This is a genomic window from Pseudoalteromonas sp. T1lg24 (assembly GCF_002964745.1).
Classification (GTDB): domain Bacteria; phylum Pseudomonadota; class Gammaproteobacteria; order Enterobacterales; family Alteromonadaceae; genus Pseudoalteromonas; species Pseudoalteromonas spongiae.
Genome location: NZ_PQCB01000004.1, coordinates 24049 through 37856, shown reverse-complemented (window position 1 = coordinate 37856; position 13808 = coordinate 24049). Strand labels below are relative to the sequence as shown.

The window sequence follows — 13808 nt, the reverse complement described above, 5'->3', positions numbered from 1 at the left end:
AGTTATCCCTGAGAGAGTAATTCTGATAATTCAATAATCGCGGCATTCGCACGCGATAAATAATTTGCCATTACCAATGAGTGATTTGCGACAAAGCCAAAGCCACTGCCGTTTAACACCATTGGGCTCCAAACAGTTTCTTGTGTTGCTTCCAATTCGCGCATAATTTGCTTAACGCTAACACGTGCATTTTTCTTTTCTAACACATCGGCAAAGTCGGTTTCAATGGCCGCAAAAAAATGTAACAGCGCCCAACTCGCACCGCGCGCTTCATATAATACATTATCGATTTCTAACCAAGGCGTTTTAACCAATTGGTGTGATGGCGCATAACTTGCGCGACGCGCAGCTGTATCGCCGGCAAGATCAGTGTTAATTTTATCTTGCCCTACGCTACTGCTTAAACGCATGCTTAAACTACCTAAACGCTTTTCAACCTCTTTTAGGTATGCACGTAAATTGTCAGCTCGCGCATAAAATTGCGCGCTAGAATCTACTGGGTTTGCGATATCTTTACGGTAACGAATTAATGCATCTATGCCCTTTTGATACTCATCTTCCGCACTTGGTAAAATCCACGCGGTTGAATTGATATTAAACTGCGGCTGTGCAGCTTTAAGCTCAGGGTGTTCCGTTGATTGAGACTGAGAGCGACTAAAATCTTTACGCATTGCCAACGTGATATCACGGGTCATTTCCAACACGCCAAATTCCCATGACGGCATGTTATCCATCATTACTGACGGTGGCATTACATCGTTAGTTAAATAACCACCTGGCTTATTTAACAATGTGCTGGCAACTTCAATTACAGCAGTTGTAGTAACGTAACCAGTAACCACTTGCTGCTGTTCTTGTTTAGCCGCATTCTCAGCGCGTTCTTGAACGTTAAATATATCGGGTTCAATACTCCAATAAACCGCGATTAGATAAAAAAATAAGAAAACAAATGCAACCGCAGCTGCAATTTTACCTTTATGTTGCATATCCCCTCCTAGTGATGGTGGTGATGCTGATGCGCATTCTCAACGCTTTCATTAATGCCAACAACCGTCGCTTTACCGTTTACCGTTAAACCAGATGCAAAATTAAATGTAGCACTTAGCGATTCACCTTTAATTAATTTAGATTTAGGTGAAAACAGCATAAGGTGCAAACCACCTGATTGAAACATCGCTGTAGAATGTGCATCGATGGCCAATTTTTCTAGTTTAACCATACTCATCATGCCATTTTTCTGCACATGATTATGGATCTCAACACGACCCAATTTTTCAATGCTTACTGAAGTAAGCACTTGATCTTGGTTCGTGTGATTAGCAAGCTGAAAATATCCAACGCTTGATGGCGCTCCGGGAATAAACTCGCGAACAGTAAAGTCAGATACTGTAATTTGGTTAGCTGCAAGTGAAAAAGAAAAAACTGAAATAATAATTAATAGATAGCGCTTAAACATCAAAATCCCTCCATGCTTTGATTCAGTATACTACAGAGGAAGATGCAAAAAGTACCTGAAAATTATTAATTATTGTAAATTTTAGGGGAGCGGTTAGGCCCAGCTCCCCTAAGTAAAAAATTAATAATAACGTGCTGGCAGTACTGTTGCTGCAACAAAATAAGCGAGCAAAGTTGCGACAGGAAAAACCAACAACGCTGCCACTGCGGCTAATCTTACGCTCCAGATTGGTAAACTATTACCAAGAGCAAGACCTGCGCACACGCCCGACACTTTTTTGTTTAGTCTGTCTTTGTAAAAACTGCCGTTATGTATATGAGATTTCATAACCCCTCCTACGCTGCTTTTTTAGCAACTTGTGCTTTCAATGCCGCTAGCTCTTCATCTAGTTCGTCGTCTTTTTCTAACTCGTCAAACTGCGTTTTAAGGCTCGAACTCTGAGTTACTTCGTAAGACTCTATTTGTGCTTCAATGCGGTCCACTTTGTATTCGATTTCGTTAAAACGCTCTAGCGCCCGATCAATTTGCTCACTATGAAGCTGTGATTTAGCTTTCACTCTAACTTCTGCTGACTGCGAGCGAATTTGGTACTCTTTTAGTTTACCCTTCGCTTGCGTTAGTTTTTGATGCAATGAATTACTGTCTTGCGCAACTTTATTTAGCACTTCATCAATCCGGTCAATTTCTGGTTGAATCGAATCGATTTCTTTATTTGCTTTTTGCTTCTCAGCAAGTGCTGCTTTAGCAAGATCTTCACGCTCTTTTTGCAACGCTTTTTCAGCTTGAGCATGCCAATAGTCTGCTGATGATTGCTGTTTGGTTAACTTGCGCTGCAGTGTTTTCTTTTCAGCTATCAAGCTTGCCGATGTAGTGCGTAACTCTACTAGCGCTTCTTCCATTTCTTGTACCATTAGACGCACTAGTTTTTCTGGATCTTCAGCACGGTCTAAGGCTGCTGATACGTTCGCTTGGATAATGTCGGTTAATCGAGTAAAAATGCCCATAACTCTCTCCTGTTGATATTCGTCTATTTTTTCTCTTGTGTATTCTGTTATTCCAATCATTGTGCCAAAACAAACAAAACCAATAAATACAATAAGTTATAGTTAAGTTGGATTTATAAAAAGTTGTAAGGTAGTTAAATTAACCACAATATTGGTTAAATTAACCAATAATTAAAATTTTATTTAGCTAGCATTTTACGAAGATTTAAGCGCGTGATTTTAAAGCTAGCGCTAAGTAGTGAGTCAAATTAAAAAGAACACAAGTCAATGTTTTACGATAACAATTAATTAAAGGTTACGACCGGAACTAAGTAAATAACGCGCTATTGATAACGCTATTGAATACATCAACAACGGAATTAATTGCAAACAAGCTTATAAAGAAGGTATATGTAATGGCTAAAACGTCAGGTGTAATTCCAAACGTATTACAGCAACCCCAAAAGGGGTGAAATTCGCAGATTAAGGATTAAAAAAGATTACGAGCTTAAATATGAAGTAAAGCTGCAGATTAATTATTTAAAAAAAGTTTGACCACGCTGCCCAATAAATCCGTGCCACACACCCACTGTCACTAATAAACTAACAACTGGTAATAAAAACAGGCTAAATAAATCAAGTAAGTCCAACATTTTAAGCTCCTTTTTCACACTTCAATTGCAATAAGTTAGCCACACTCGGTACTTGCTCACACACCTGCTCAAGCTGCGCTTGTTGCTCTGCTTGCGTTGCAAGTACAGATTGCAGAAGTAAACTGATCAGTAACAACGCTGTAGTAACTATTTTTGCTAACATAACGTTCGGTTAAATATTAAGAATCGTACGTAATACATAACAAAGAGCATGCCAAAAACATAACCATTTGATTTAAAAGAAAATAACAAAAAGCACTAGTCTAATAAATAAAAAAAAAGCCAAACACTGGTTAATTTAACCAATATTTAGCTTTTAATTTTCCCAAATACGGAATTGGGGTTTCCCTATTTCGGGATATTACTCAGGAACAAACGCCAGCGCTTCTTCCAGTAATGAAATTTGAGCATCTTTCTTATGACCATTTTCAGAAAGATGACGACGGTATGAACGTGCTCCTGGCTGACCTTGGAAAATACCCAGCATATGCCTTACAACATGCCAAAAGTTTGCACCTTGTGTCATTTCTGATTCTATATAATCAAACATATTGCGCACCACTTGGTGCCGAGTCAACATGGCACTTTGCTCATCACCATAAATTAACTTATCAACTTCAGCCAGCATATATGGATTTGCATATGCTTCACGTCCAACCATTACACCATCAATATGCTGTAAGTGTGTTAAACATTCATCAATGGTTTTTATGCCACCGTTTAGTGAAATATGACAATCACTAAAATCACGCTTAAGTTGGTAAACACGCTCATAATCGAGCGGCGGAATTTCACGATTTTCTTTCGGGCTTAAACCTTGTAACCACGCTTTACGTGCATGGATTATAAAATCTCGACAACCCACATTATAATTAGCATCAATTAATGCAGTTAAGAACTCGTAAGAGTCTTGCTCGTCGATTCCAATACGCGTTTTAACAGTAACAGGAACGTCTGTTTCAGCTTTCATCGCCGAAATACATTCAGCCACCAACTGAGGTTCGGCCATTAAACAGGCACCAAAACGGCCATTTTGCACTCGATCAGATGGGCAGCCGACGTTTAAATTAATCTCTTGATAACCATATTGGTCTGCACGTTTTGCGCATTCTGCTAATGCTTTCGGATCGGAACCACCCAATTGCAATGCCACTGGTTGTTCATGTTGGCCAAAATGTAAGTAATCACCTTTGCCAAAGATAATTGCACCAGTTGTAATCATCTCAGTGTATAACACTGAATGCTTTGTTAATTGTCGATGGAAAGTACGACAATGCCTATCCGTCCAATCCAGCATTGGGGCTACAGAAAAACGTCTATTCACGCTACACCTCAGTAAATATGGGGTCGCGATTCTACTCGATTTTTTGTCTTTGCTCAATTTATATTCACAAAAGAGGGATTTGCTTAAAGACTTAACTACAAATAGTTAAATTGATTGTGGTAAGATGACTTTGATATCGAGGAACAATTTTATGACAGTTGAAGCATTAACAGAAAAAGCAAAAGTCGTTTGCAACGACAAAGGGGTTCGCTTTACGACAATTCGCGAGAAAGTTTTTCGCTTATTGGCTGGCACTCAATCAGGTGTTGGCGCTTATGATTTGCTAGAGCAATTAAAGCAAACTGAGCCTAATGCAAAACCTGCTACAATCTATAGAGCGCTCGATTTCTTAGCCGAAATGGGCTTTATTCACAAAATTGAAAGCACTAATGCATTTATGCTGTGCCATCATTTTGAACATACTCATCCAGTTCAGTTACTCATTTGCGAAAAATGCGGCCATGTTGAAGAGCTTCATTCTCACGCAATTGCGCACGAGCTGAACAACCAAGCGACAGATTTGGGTTTTAAAGTTGTAACTCAAACAATTGAAGCGCGTGGTATTTGCGCTAAGTGTCAATAAATATCAGAATTAGTTTGCAAAAATCGCAACTTCATTCTTGAATTATAGATGATATACGCCTAAAAAACGGAACCGGACTAAAACATGAATGTAGAATTATAAACCCATTTATTTCTTCTTTGCTCAATGTGTTATCAACGATGGCACAAACTGATCTATCGCCGGGCAAGCCCAAAATAAAGAAAACAGAAGTAGCTGTTGGCGATGTATCAGGCTTAATCGGCATGGTTGGCCCACAAACTAAAGGTTCTTTGTCTATCACATTTGATGGCGAACTCGCCATGACCATTATGGAACGCATGCTCGGTGAACGCCCTGAGAAAATAAACGAAGAAGTCACCGACATGGTTGGTGAAATTACCAATATGGTTGCCGGTGGTGCTAAAAACTTACTAGGCGACAAGGGCTACGAATTTGATATGGCAACGCCCGTTGTTGTATCAGGTAAAGACCACACTATCACTCATAAGTGTGAAGGCCCTAAACTTATTATGCCGTTTACATCGGATTTCGGTGCAGCACATATTGAGGTTTGTTTCGACAAACTATAATTATGAGTTGGCAACAAAAAAGCTTTCGATTAAAACCTCGTGCGCGAGGTTTTCATTTAATAGACGCTGAAATTACTCATCATCTTGCTGAACTGAGCAATTATCGTATTGGCATACTGCACCTATTTATACAGCACACATCTGCTAGTTTAACGATTAACGAAAACGCCGATCCAACCGTGCGTATTGATATGGAAACTCATTTCAATAAGTTTGTACCGCAAGGTCAAAGTTACTATCAGCATGATTACGAAGGTGATGATGATATGCCAGCGCACATTAAGGCAAGCACTCTGGGTTCAAGTATCTCAATTCCCATTGCTAATGGTCAACTTAATATGGGCACGTGGCAAGGTATTTATCTTGGTGAACACAGAGATTACGGAGGTGCTCGCACCTTAGTCGCTACAATACAGGGCGAAGTATTCTAAACCTCGCACTTAGCTGCAAAATAAAACTATTCTTGGATATACTTATATTCAACCCGAGGGGTTATGTTGCACAGAAGTTCGTAAGGAATGGTCGTTGCAAACTGCGCAATTTGCTCAACTGGCAAATTTGGTCCCCATAACTCGACTTCATCACCTAGCACTACTAAGTCGTCATCGCCAAGTTCTACGGTGATCATATCCATCGACACACGACCAACAATCGCAAAGCGCTTACCTTGAATCATCACTGGTGTGCCATTTGGCGCATGTCTTGGGTAGCCGTCGCCATAACCCATTGCCACCACACCTATTCGAGTATCGCTCGCTGCACGCCAGGCACTGCCATAACCAACCGTTTCACCCGCTTTTACATCACGAATAGCAATAATACTGCTGGTTAATCGCATTACTGCGGTTAATTGATGATCTTGCCCTGTTGAATCGATCATTGGTGATACGCCATAAAGCATTAAGCCAGGTCTAACCCAATCACAATGACTATTTGGCCAACCAACAATGCCCGCTGAATTTGCCAAGCACAGTTCGTTATTTCTTCCTTTAATACTATCGAAAAAGAGCGCCATTTGCTCAGTTGTTTTACGGTCGTCAAGATCGTCTGCGCAAGCAAAGTGGGTCATTAACTTAATATTTTCAGCCACACTAACACAGCGCTCTAAACGCGTGTACATATCATGACATTGGCTTGGCTCAATTCCTAAACGGTGCATGCCGGTATCAAGTTTTAACCATGCTGTTATTGGGCTTGCAAGCTGTGCGTTTTCAAGCATAACTAGCTGCGCTTCATCATGCACCACAACATTAAAGTTACTGGTTGCCGCAATCGCTAAATCTTCCGCGCGAAAAACCCCTTCTAACAGCACGATTGGTTTAATTACACCACCTGCGCGTAACGCCAAGGCTTCGTCAATTCTGGCAACCGCAAAAGCATCTGCGTCAACTAGATTTTGCGCAATAGTCACTAAACCATGACCATAAGCATTGGCTTTTAACACAGCCATAATGCGTGACCCCGGCGCAAGCTCTTTTACTCGCGCTAGATTATGATTTAACGCTGTTAAATTGATTTCGGCGCAAGCGAGTCGCATTAATACTCATCATCCACTGCAGGTCCAGCGTAGTTGTCAAATCGCGAGAATTGACCTTGGAAGGTTAAGCGTACTTTACCAATTGGACCGTTACGCTGCTTACCAATAATAATTTCAGCGACGCCTTTATCGGTTGAATCCTCGTTATAAACTTCATCACGATAAATAAACATGATTAAGTCGGCATCCTGCTCGATTGAACCCGATTCACGTAAGTCGGAGTTGATTGGACGTTTATCAGCACGTTGCTCTAGTGTACGGTTCAACTGAGAGAGTGCAATAACCGGACATTCAAGCTCTTTTGCTAAGGCTTTGAGTGAGCGTGAAATTTCGGCGATTTCTAATGTTCGGTTGTCCTGTAAGCTTGGCACTCGCATAAGCTGAAGGTAATCCACCATAATCATGCTAATACCGCCATGATCACGAGCGATACGACGCGCACGTGAACGCAATTCGGTAGGTGTTAGGCCTGATGAGTCATCGACAAACATTTTGCCTTTTTCAATTAACAATCCCATAGTTGACGATAAACGCGCCCAATCATCATCATCAAGCTGACCGGTGCGCACTTTGGTTTGGTTAATACGACCAAGGGATGCCAGCATCCTCATCATAATCTGCTCTGACGGCATCTCTAGCGAGAAAATAAGCGTTGGCTTGTCTTGCGTCATCGCAGCATGCTCTGCAAGGTTCATGGCAAAGGTGGTTTTACCCATTGAAGGACGCGCGGCAACGATGATTAAGTCTGACGGTTGCATACCCGCCGTCATTTTGTCTAAATCGCTGTAACCAGTACTTACACCTGTTACACCGTCTTGCGGTGATTGATATAACTCTTCAATTTTGTCGATGGTTTTTTCCAGAATATTATGAATATTCTGCGGGCCATCTGAGCTTTTTGTACGTTGCTCAGCAATTTTAAATACTTTGGTTTCAGCTAAATCGAGTAAGTCGTGACTATCTCGCCCTTCAGGATTATAACCTGCATCAGCAATTTCATTGGCCACATGGATCATTTCACGAACAACTGCGCGCTCGCGTACAATCTCAGCGTAAGCATTGATGTTCGCCGCACTTGGCGTGTTTTTAGCGATTTCGCCTAGATAAGCAAATCCACCAATTGAATCCAGCTCATTGGTTTTTTCTAATGTTTCAGAAATAGTAATTAAATCGATGGGTTGACCGCTTTCAACTAGCTTTTCCATCGCTTCAAAAATGAGCTTGTGCGTGCGGGTATAAAAGTCTTGCGCTACAACTCGCTCGGCAACACGGTCCCATGCTTCATTATCAAGCATTAGGCCGCCCAACACCGACTGTTCAGCTTCAATTGAATGCGGAGGGACTTTTAAGGTATCTAACTGTTTATCTGCTTTTGCCATGACTGGATTTAACTCGAAGAGAATCTAGCTATTCTAACCAGAACCAATAAAAAAACCCAGCATTGAGCTGGGCTTTATTAAATATGCGCGATGATTAATTGTATTTTAACTCAATACGACCATTTACCGTGTCAATTTCTATTTCAACATCACCATCTTTCAGTTGAAATTCAAGTGAGCTTGATGGGCCATATTTTGCTTTTTTAGGTTTATCTTTTGATAGACCATTTCTAATTTTACCACCAGCGTGAGCTGCTATTTCAACATCTGCTGATAAGTCACGCGGTAATTTAAACAAAATATCACCATTAACTGTTTCAGCTTGAATATTAGCGCCACGGCTCAAAGCTTTCATAGCAACTTCAACTTCTCCGCCTACCGTTGTAATTTCAAAGCTTTTAATTGTATTAGCGTTAATTTCTACATCGCCATTAACGCTTTCGATGCGAATATCTTGACTCAGCGTTGTACTTTTTAAATCACCATTTACTGCCTCAAAACGCATATCACCTTGTGAATTGGTATCGCGAATATCACCATTAACCGTTTCGATACGAATTTGACCGTTTAGGTTGTGTGATTTAATGTCGCCATTCACGGTATCAAGATTGATACGACCCGTAACATCTTGAATATCAATATCACCATTTACCGTATCCAGTACAATGCCTGCGCTAAGCTCTGTGATATCCATGTCGGCGTTTACACTTTCGATATTGATTAAATGTGTTTTTGGCACAAAGATGGTGAGCTTAGACCCTTTACCGTCTTTACGACTGTAATGATTTGGCATTTCCACAATAAACTCGGTACGTCCGCCTTTTTTGTTACGGAAGATATAACCATCCGCCCGGTCATCAAGGGTACCCGAAACTTGCATTTGCTGCTTATCCCAGCCTTTTAGGATAATTTCGCCCTGATCATTTTCAATATATATTTTGTTATTGCTTGGTACATCAATGGTTTTATCGATAAGCTCGCCGGCCATCAATGAAAACGATAATAAACTACTACAAACAAAAGCTAATAATTTCATAACACTTCCTCTTAAACTCGTTGCCAGCTAGGCTCATGAACCTTGTTAATTAAATCGAGTTGTTGCTGGTAAACCTGCGACAACATTCTTAGTAATGTGGCGTTTTCTGGCTCATTTTCTAACGCTAACTTAATCGCTTTTTCTGCTTCTTCTAACTCTGCTAATTGCGCCTGCCAATTATCAGCAAGGGCTTTTTGATCGCTGTACTTTACAAGCAAGGCTTGCTTTTCATGTTTAAAGGTTTGCGTCATCGCTTTTAAGCCCGCCTCATATTGGCTGCTTTGTTGGTTAAAAAACACTTGATAACTCAGTAAACCTAAACACATACACGCAGCTAACGCGGTAACTTGCTGCCAAACATGAGACTTTTTACTTGTCTGTGTTGGCTGATTAGCAATCGCGTTTTCCACGCCCTGCCATAAATCTTTTTTAGGGCTAACCTCAGTTGGCAATTGAGCAACTGCTTCATCTAGCATTTTGTCTAAATTAGTCTGTTTCATTACTCATCCACTCTTTTAATAAACTACGTGCTCTGTGGTACTGCGCTTTAGAAGAGCCCACAGCCATATTTAGCTGTTCTGCAATTTCTTCGTGGCGATACCCTTCTACCGCGAACAATACAAATACAAGTCGCGCTTTTTCTGGTAGTCGCACTATGTATTTATCTAATCCGTTTAAACCGTGGCACATATCCACTTCTTGTTCTGGCATACCCGACTGTTCAAAACTGACAACTTTTTGCAACCAATTGGTTTGCCGACGCAAATAACTAATAGTGATATTTGCCGCTACACTGTGTAACCAGGTAGTAAATTTTGCTTTGCCATCAAAACTCGATAGCTTTTGCCATAGTTGAACAAACACTTCTTGAAGTGCTTCCTCAGCAAGGCTTTCATTTGCGGTTAAACGTAAAGTAAGTGCAAAAACGCGTTTATAGTGACGGTTATACAAGTCATGGAATGCTTGCCTATCGCCCATATTCACTTTTTCGATTAACTGCAGATCAAAGTTTGCTTCTTGTTCTTTTACAAAACGCTGCTCTGCATCAATTAACACATTTACTTCCCTAGTGTTGTTTTCTTGTTGATTACTTTATTAGACGTAAGAAGGGTTTGGAAAGGTTTAAATGAAAATAAATTTTTTTGAGAAAAATAAAACGCCCTTTAAAAAAGAGCGTTTTAATAGATAGTTATATTTGGCTATAAGTAGCGCCAGCCTTTGAAGACGAGCTTTGTTGCACCACAACAGGTAGATACATTACCAATTTCACCTAACTTAGTATCATAGTGAAAACCTCCTGCACCATCAATAGATACTGTTTTGGCACGAATTGACCCCATTGTAGAACCACTTGCTTTTACCAACGCATCTGTTTTTGGAGCATAAATAGCAGCATAAAAATCACCAGTTGCATTTACTTTTACACCATCTTCACCTTGGTAAGATGAGTAGATTGAGAAGACAGGGTTACCTGATTCAGTTATACCTTCAGTCTGGACCACACCTTTTTGAATATGAACTTTGCCCGTTACAAATAAAGTAAGGCTAGCGCCATCCTCAATTTCTAATTTTGAAGACCCACTTGTAGTCAAGGTAAAGTCACCATCAACAAATAAATAAACGTCATTATTTGCAGCAATTTTTAATGCTCCACCATTAAGCAGTAGATCCTTAACTTTGAACATTGGCACGCTTTCACCAGTAGGTAATTGCTCATTTCTTGTTGATAAACTGGGAAATGATTCGCCCCAACCTGGCGCTTGTGATGGAGCTGTGTATGACCTTTCATACAGCGTATAAATTGAATTTTCACTTCTCAAAGCAAGCGATTCTAAGCCAAGCTCTTTGTATTCACTCATATTGTTATCAATACCAATTGGATCACAGTTTTTTGCTGGATCTGTAGTATCAAAGTTTTCATCAATTTCACTATCAGGCGGACGTGATGGCACTGTTGGCACATTTGGAAGTACCTTAAATGTAGAGTCGGTATATAACAAACCATCTTGATTGTACTGTGAAGGCAAAGAATTAGGAGTCGTAAGTGTTCCTCCGTACATAATATCTTTACCATTATTATCTCGGTTTAGCACCTCATTTAAGCGACCGTTGCCTAGCGTTAGATTTTTTTCAGCCCGAATAACACCACCTATTTGAGTTTGTACAAGAGTAACGTCCCCGTTTGACAAAACATCTCCAGATACAGAAATATAGATAGTCTCTCCTTCAGGCATTTCATCACTTTTTCGTCCATTTTGTGGGCCTACATCAATGGTTATATTGCCATTTGCATGTACATCACCATAAACTGTTGCACCGCCAGACAATTTAATATTACCAGTTGCACTCACATCGCCCCAAACACTGGCGCCACCACTCAACGTCACATGACTATCTTGATGAATAGTGGTAGTCGTTGATGCAGGGATCGATGTTTCACGAGAATATGCCCCTAAACTGGAGTTATAGGCATCTATTCGACCACCAGCAGTAGATGTAACGCCTTCACAACCAATTAAACCAGAAGAAAAAGCAGACGCAGCACCTTTATTTACCAGTTCAAAAAGTGCAACTGTGTTATTGGCGCCTTCAAAGCGCTTACCGTCACTGCTTAACTCTAATAAGCCGTCACTGTTAACACCTAACTGAGCAGCATAAGACATATTATCGGTTTCTGCACTGCCAGTAATATAAGGATTTTCACCTAAGGTATCGTTTATTAATTCCGCAATGGTTGCATCGGGATTTTTACTCAATTCTTCAATTACACGTTTATGTGTCTCAAAAATCCCTTTCTCAGACACTAAGCGGGCATTCATTTTCTTTTGATAGTTACCCGTTAAACGTTCTTGAATAAAGTTATCACGCAATGAACTCAATACGATAATGCTCGTCATTGTGGTTAATATCATTACAGAAAGTAAGGTAAAACCATTTTGCTTATTCATTAATTCAATGCCTCTTCTAGTATTTTGCCGCTAAGAGCAATATCTATTCGAAATCCATTTGCGAGCATATCCACATTTAAATTCTCAGGTACTAATGTGATCTCTACCAAATTACCATTTATGCGATAACTAATATCTTGTAGGCCAGTTAATAAAACTTGTTCATCGGCAGCATTTACCTGGCAGCGTAATTGACTATCAATCAAAGTAAAGGTCTCGATAAAAGGCACTGCTGGCTTAGTACTATTGCATGCGGTCGCACCTGAAGTTGCTTGCTCAACTACGATGGTATTTGCATTAGGAGTTGTGGGTATCGTTTTAGTTTGTTTTAAACTTCGGGTAAATACTTCCGAGCTATACCTTAAAACTTCTTGCGCGTTTTCGAGCTCTTTTGAAGTGTCGACTGATTGGCTAATAGCGATATACACATAGGAAATACCAGCCATCAAAAAACTACTTACCGCTAAAGCTACCATCAGCTCAACAAGCGTAAATCCATTTTTTACATATTTAATCATTGCTAGCAGCTCCCAGAAATATCAGGAAAACTAGCTTCAATTTCGACACGATTTGCTAAATTATTATCATTGATTCGCTTGTCAGACCAACTCACGCCAACGCGAAAAAAATCGCTGTTGAAGTTATTCTCAAAATCAATTGTATATTTGTTAAATTGAGCATCAGGAGTTACATCAGCAAATGCAACATTGCCTTTTTGTAAATCGCATAAATTCGCCCAAGTTTGCTCAACGGCATTATTTGCTTGTAGAAGTGACAAAGTGTAGTCAAATGAGTTAGAGGCATATTTTAGTGATTGCAATTGTCCAGCTGCCATACCTAATAAAGCAAAACTAGAAACAACCAGTGCTACCATTACCTCAACAAGCGAAAATCCGGCTTGGTTTGTGTGTTTTTGTATTTTGCTCATTAACAATTCCCTTTTTCAATCTTACTTTGTCCACTGGCATATACACGGAAACAGCGATCTGTCGTATCACCATCGCGATCACTAATATCAATACTAGTGACTGGAAACTCACCCAGCGGTGTAATTGTTTGTGTAGCGACACCAGATACCACGACTCCAGTTAGATCATTATCAAAAACAACAAATGTTTGATTATCAATACTGGCTAACCACTTAGAGCCTTGCGCTGTTAAGGTGACGATTTTTTCACGCTTAATCGCTTCACTTCGCGCCATTTTGAACGTACTCATAAGCTCATTAGCCGTGCTTACTAAGCGGTCTTGTTTGATATATTGAATAAAACTTGGTGTAGCAACTGCAGATAAAATACCCACAATTCCAACCACAGTCACAACCTCAATAAGTGTAAAACCTGACTGACGTTTCATAA

At 40.2% G+C, this 13808-nt stretch carries 17 protein-coding genes and 1 pseudogene; 3 read left to right on the top strand and 15 right to left on the bottom strand.

From position 1 onward, the window contains the following. Positions 1-2: 2 nt before the first annotated feature. The 6 genes from C2M30_RS01525 to dusA all read right to left on the bottom strand — a co-directional run bounded on the left by C2M30_RS01525 (position 3) and on the right by dusA (position 4416). Positions 3-986: a DUF2333 family protein gene (locus C2M30_RS01525; protein WP_105170430.1), complete on the bottom strand. Its 984-nt coding sequence runs from the start codon at positions 984-986 to the stop codon at positions 3-5. A gap of 8 nt (positions 987-994) precedes the next feature. After that, positions 995-1456, bottom strand: a complete 462-nt coding sequence (locus tag C2M30_RS01520) for a copper chaperone PCu(A)C (RefSeq protein WP_105170429.1) — start codon at positions 1454-1456, stop codon at positions 995-997. Positions 1457-1576: 120 nt separating this feature from the next. Next, positions 1577-1783 (bottom strand): PspC domain-containing protein, encoded by a 207-nt coding sequence (locus C2M30_RS01515; protein WP_010561936.1) that lies wholly within the window; start codon positions 1781-1783, stop codon positions 1577-1579. Between the two features lie 8 nt (positions 1784-1791). Then, positions 1792-2460 carry a phage shock protein PspA gene (gene pspA / locus C2M30_RS01510; protein ID WP_105170428.1) on the bottom strand — a complete coding sequence of 223 codons (669 nt, stop codon included), beginning with the start codon at positions 2458-2460 and terminating at the stop codon, positions 1792-1794. Positions 2461-3093: 633 nt separating this feature from the next. After that, the gene (locus tag C2M30_RS21445; protein WP_157813504.1) at positions 3094-3255 is read right to left on the bottom strand and encodes a hypothetical protein; all 162 of its coding nucleotides are present in this window, start codon (positions 3253-3255) and stop codon (positions 3094-3096) included. 198 nt (positions 3256-3453) lie between these two features. Next, positions 3454-4416 carry a tRNA dihydrouridine(20/20a) synthase DusA gene (dusA, locus tag C2M30_RS01505; RefSeq protein ID WP_267894175.1) on the bottom strand — a complete coding sequence of 321 codons (963 nt, stop codon included), beginning with the start codon at positions 4414-4416 and terminating at the stop codon, positions 3454-3456. A gap of 151 nt (positions 4417-4567) precedes the next feature. Here dusA and C2M30_RS01500 point away from each other — a divergent pair, with 151 nt between their 5' ends. The 3 genes and pseudogenes from C2M30_RS01500 (at position 4568) to C2M30_RS01490 (ending at position 5981) form a co-directional block, all read left to right on the top strand. Then, the gene (locus C2M30_RS01500; RefSeq protein ID WP_010561939.1) at positions 4568-4999 is read left to right on the top strand and encodes a transcriptional repressor; all 432 of its coding nucleotides are present in this window, start codon (positions 4568-4570) and stop codon (positions 4997-4999) included. Between the two features lie 84 nt (positions 5000-5083). Continuing rightward, positions 5084-5550 (top strand): annotated as a pseudogene (locus C2M30_RS01495) (chemotaxis protein CheX). A gap of 2 nt (positions 5551-5552) precedes the next feature. Further along, a complete protein-coding gene (locus C2M30_RS01490; protein WP_105170426.1) occupies positions 5553-5981 on the top strand; it encodes a secondary thiamine-phosphate synthase enzyme YjbQ in 429 nt (142 codons plus the stop codon). 26 nt (positions 5982-6007) lie between these two features. Here the strand turns inward: C2M30_RS01490 and alr are convergent, their stop codons facing one another. The 9 genes from alr to C2M30_RS01445 all read right to left on the bottom strand — a co-directional run bounded on the left by alr (position 6008) and on the right by C2M30_RS01445 (position 13806). Further along, positions 6008-7087, bottom strand: coding sequence for an alanine racemase (gene alr, locus C2M30_RS01485; protein ID WP_105170425.1), 1080 nt, complete (start codon positions 7085-7087; stop codon positions 6008-6010). Beyond that, positions 7087-8466 (bottom strand): replicative DNA helicase, encoded by a 1380-nt coding sequence (gene dnaB, locus C2M30_RS01480; RefSeq protein ID WP_010561943.1) that lies wholly within the window; start codon positions 8464-8466, stop codon positions 7087-7089. Before dnaB ends, alr begins: the two co-directional genes overlap by 1 nt. A gap of 94 nt (positions 8467-8560) precedes the next feature. Continuing rightward, positions 8561-9502: a DUF4097 family beta strand repeat-containing protein gene (locus C2M30_RS01475; RefSeq protein ID WP_105170424.1), complete on the bottom strand. Its 942-nt coding sequence runs from the start codon at positions 9500-9502 to the stop codon at positions 8561-8563. Positions 9503-9513: 11 nt separating this feature from the next. After that, complete coding sequence (locus C2M30_RS01470) at positions 9514-10002, bottom strand: hypothetical protein (protein ID WP_105170423.1); 489 nt, start codon at positions 10000-10002, stop codon at positions 9514-9516. After that, positions 9989-10558, bottom strand: a complete 570-nt coding sequence (locus tag C2M30_RS01465; protein WP_105170422.1) for an RNA polymerase sigma factor — start codon at positions 10556-10558, stop codon at positions 9989-9991. The genes C2M30_RS01470 and C2M30_RS01465 overlap by 14 nt, the downstream gene beginning before the upstream one ends. Before the next feature lie 143 nt (positions 10559-10701). Further along, positions 10702-12450 carry a DUF7305 domain-containing protein gene (locus tag C2M30_RS01460; RefSeq protein WP_105170421.1) on the bottom strand — a complete coding sequence of 583 codons (1749 nt, stop codon included), beginning with the start codon at positions 12448-12450 and terminating at the stop codon, positions 10702-10704. Next, positions 12450-12968 (bottom strand): PilW family protein, encoded by a 519-nt coding sequence (locus C2M30_RS01455; protein ID WP_105170420.1) that lies wholly within the window; start codon positions 12966-12968, stop codon positions 12450-12452. The genes C2M30_RS01460 and C2M30_RS01455 overlap by 1 nt, the downstream gene beginning before the upstream one ends. Before the next feature lie 2 nt (positions 12969-12970). Beyond that, the gene (locus C2M30_RS01450; protein WP_105170419.1) at positions 12971-13378 is read right to left on the bottom strand and encodes a type IV pilus modification PilV family protein; all 408 of its coding nucleotides are present in this window, start codon (positions 13376-13378) and stop codon (positions 12971-12973) included. Continuing rightward, a complete protein-coding gene (locus tag C2M30_RS01445) occupies positions 13378-13806 on the bottom strand; it encodes a GspH/FimT family pseudopilin (protein WP_158683294.1) in 429 nt (142 codons plus the stop codon). The genes C2M30_RS01450 and C2M30_RS01445 overlap by 1 nt, the downstream gene beginning before the upstream one ends. Between the last annotated feature and the right edge of the window lie 2 nt (positions 13807-13808).

Excerpts from the sequence above, each read along its gene's own strand:
- pspA (WP_105170428.1), bottom strand. The coding sequence starts at position 2,460 with ATGGGCATTTTTACTCGATTAACCGACATTATCCAAGCGAACGTATCA.
- C2M30_RS01525 (WP_105170430.1), bottom strand. The coding sequence starts at position 986 with ATGCAACATAAAGGTAAAATTGCAGCTGCGGTTGCATTTGTTTTCTTA.
- C2M30_RS01500 (WP_010561939.1), top strand. The coding sequence starts at position 4,568 with ATGACAGTTGAAGCATTAACAGAAAAAGCAAAAGTCGTTTGCAACGAC.
- C2M30_RS01455 (WP_105170420.1), bottom strand. The coding sequence starts at position 12,968 with ATGATTAAATATGTAAAAAATGGATTTACGCTTGTTGAGCTGATGGTA.
- C2M30_RS01515 (WP_010561936.1), bottom strand. The coding sequence starts at position 1,783 with ATGAAATCTCATATACATAACGGCAGTTTTTACAAAGACAGACTAAAC.
- C2M30_RS01520 (WP_105170429.1), bottom strand. The coding sequence starts at position 1,456 with ATGTTTAAGCGCTATCTATTAATTATTATTTCAGTTTTTTCTTTTTCA.
- C2M30_RS01445 (WP_158683294.1), bottom strand. The coding sequence starts at position 13,806 with ATGAAACGTCAGTCAGGTTTTACACTTATTGAGGTTGTGACTGTGGTT.
- alr (WP_105170425.1), bottom strand. The coding sequence starts at position 7,087 with ATGCGACTCGCTTGCGCCGAAATCAATTTAACAGCGTTAAATCATAAT.
- C2M30_RS01490 (WP_105170426.1), top strand. The coding sequence starts at position 5,553 with ATGAGTTGGCAACAAAAAAGCTTTCGATTAAAACCTCGTGCGCGAGGT.
- C2M30_RS21445 (WP_157813504.1), bottom strand. The coding sequence starts at position 3,255 with ATGTTAGCAAAAATAGTTACTACAGCGTTGTTACTGATCAGTTTACTT.
- C2M30_RS01450 (WP_105170419.1), bottom strand. The coding sequence starts at position 13,378 with ATGAGCAAAATACAAAAACACACAAACCAAGCCGGATTTTCGCTTGTT.
- C2M30_RS01470 (WP_105170423.1), bottom strand. The coding sequence starts at position 10,002 with ATGAAACAGACTAATTTAGACAAAATGCTAGATGAAGCAGTTGCTCAA.
- dnaB (WP_010561943.1), bottom strand. The coding sequence starts at position 8,466 with ATGGCAAAAGCAGATAAACAGTTAGATACCTTAAAAGTCCCTCCGCAT.
- C2M30_RS01475 (WP_105170424.1), bottom strand. The coding sequence starts at position 9,502 with ATGAAATTATTAGCTTTTGTTTGTAGTAGTTTATTATCGTTTTCATTG.
- C2M30_RS01460 (WP_105170421.1), bottom strand. The coding sequence starts at position 12,450 with ATGAATAAGCAAAATGGTTTTACCTTACTTTCTGTAATGATATTAACC.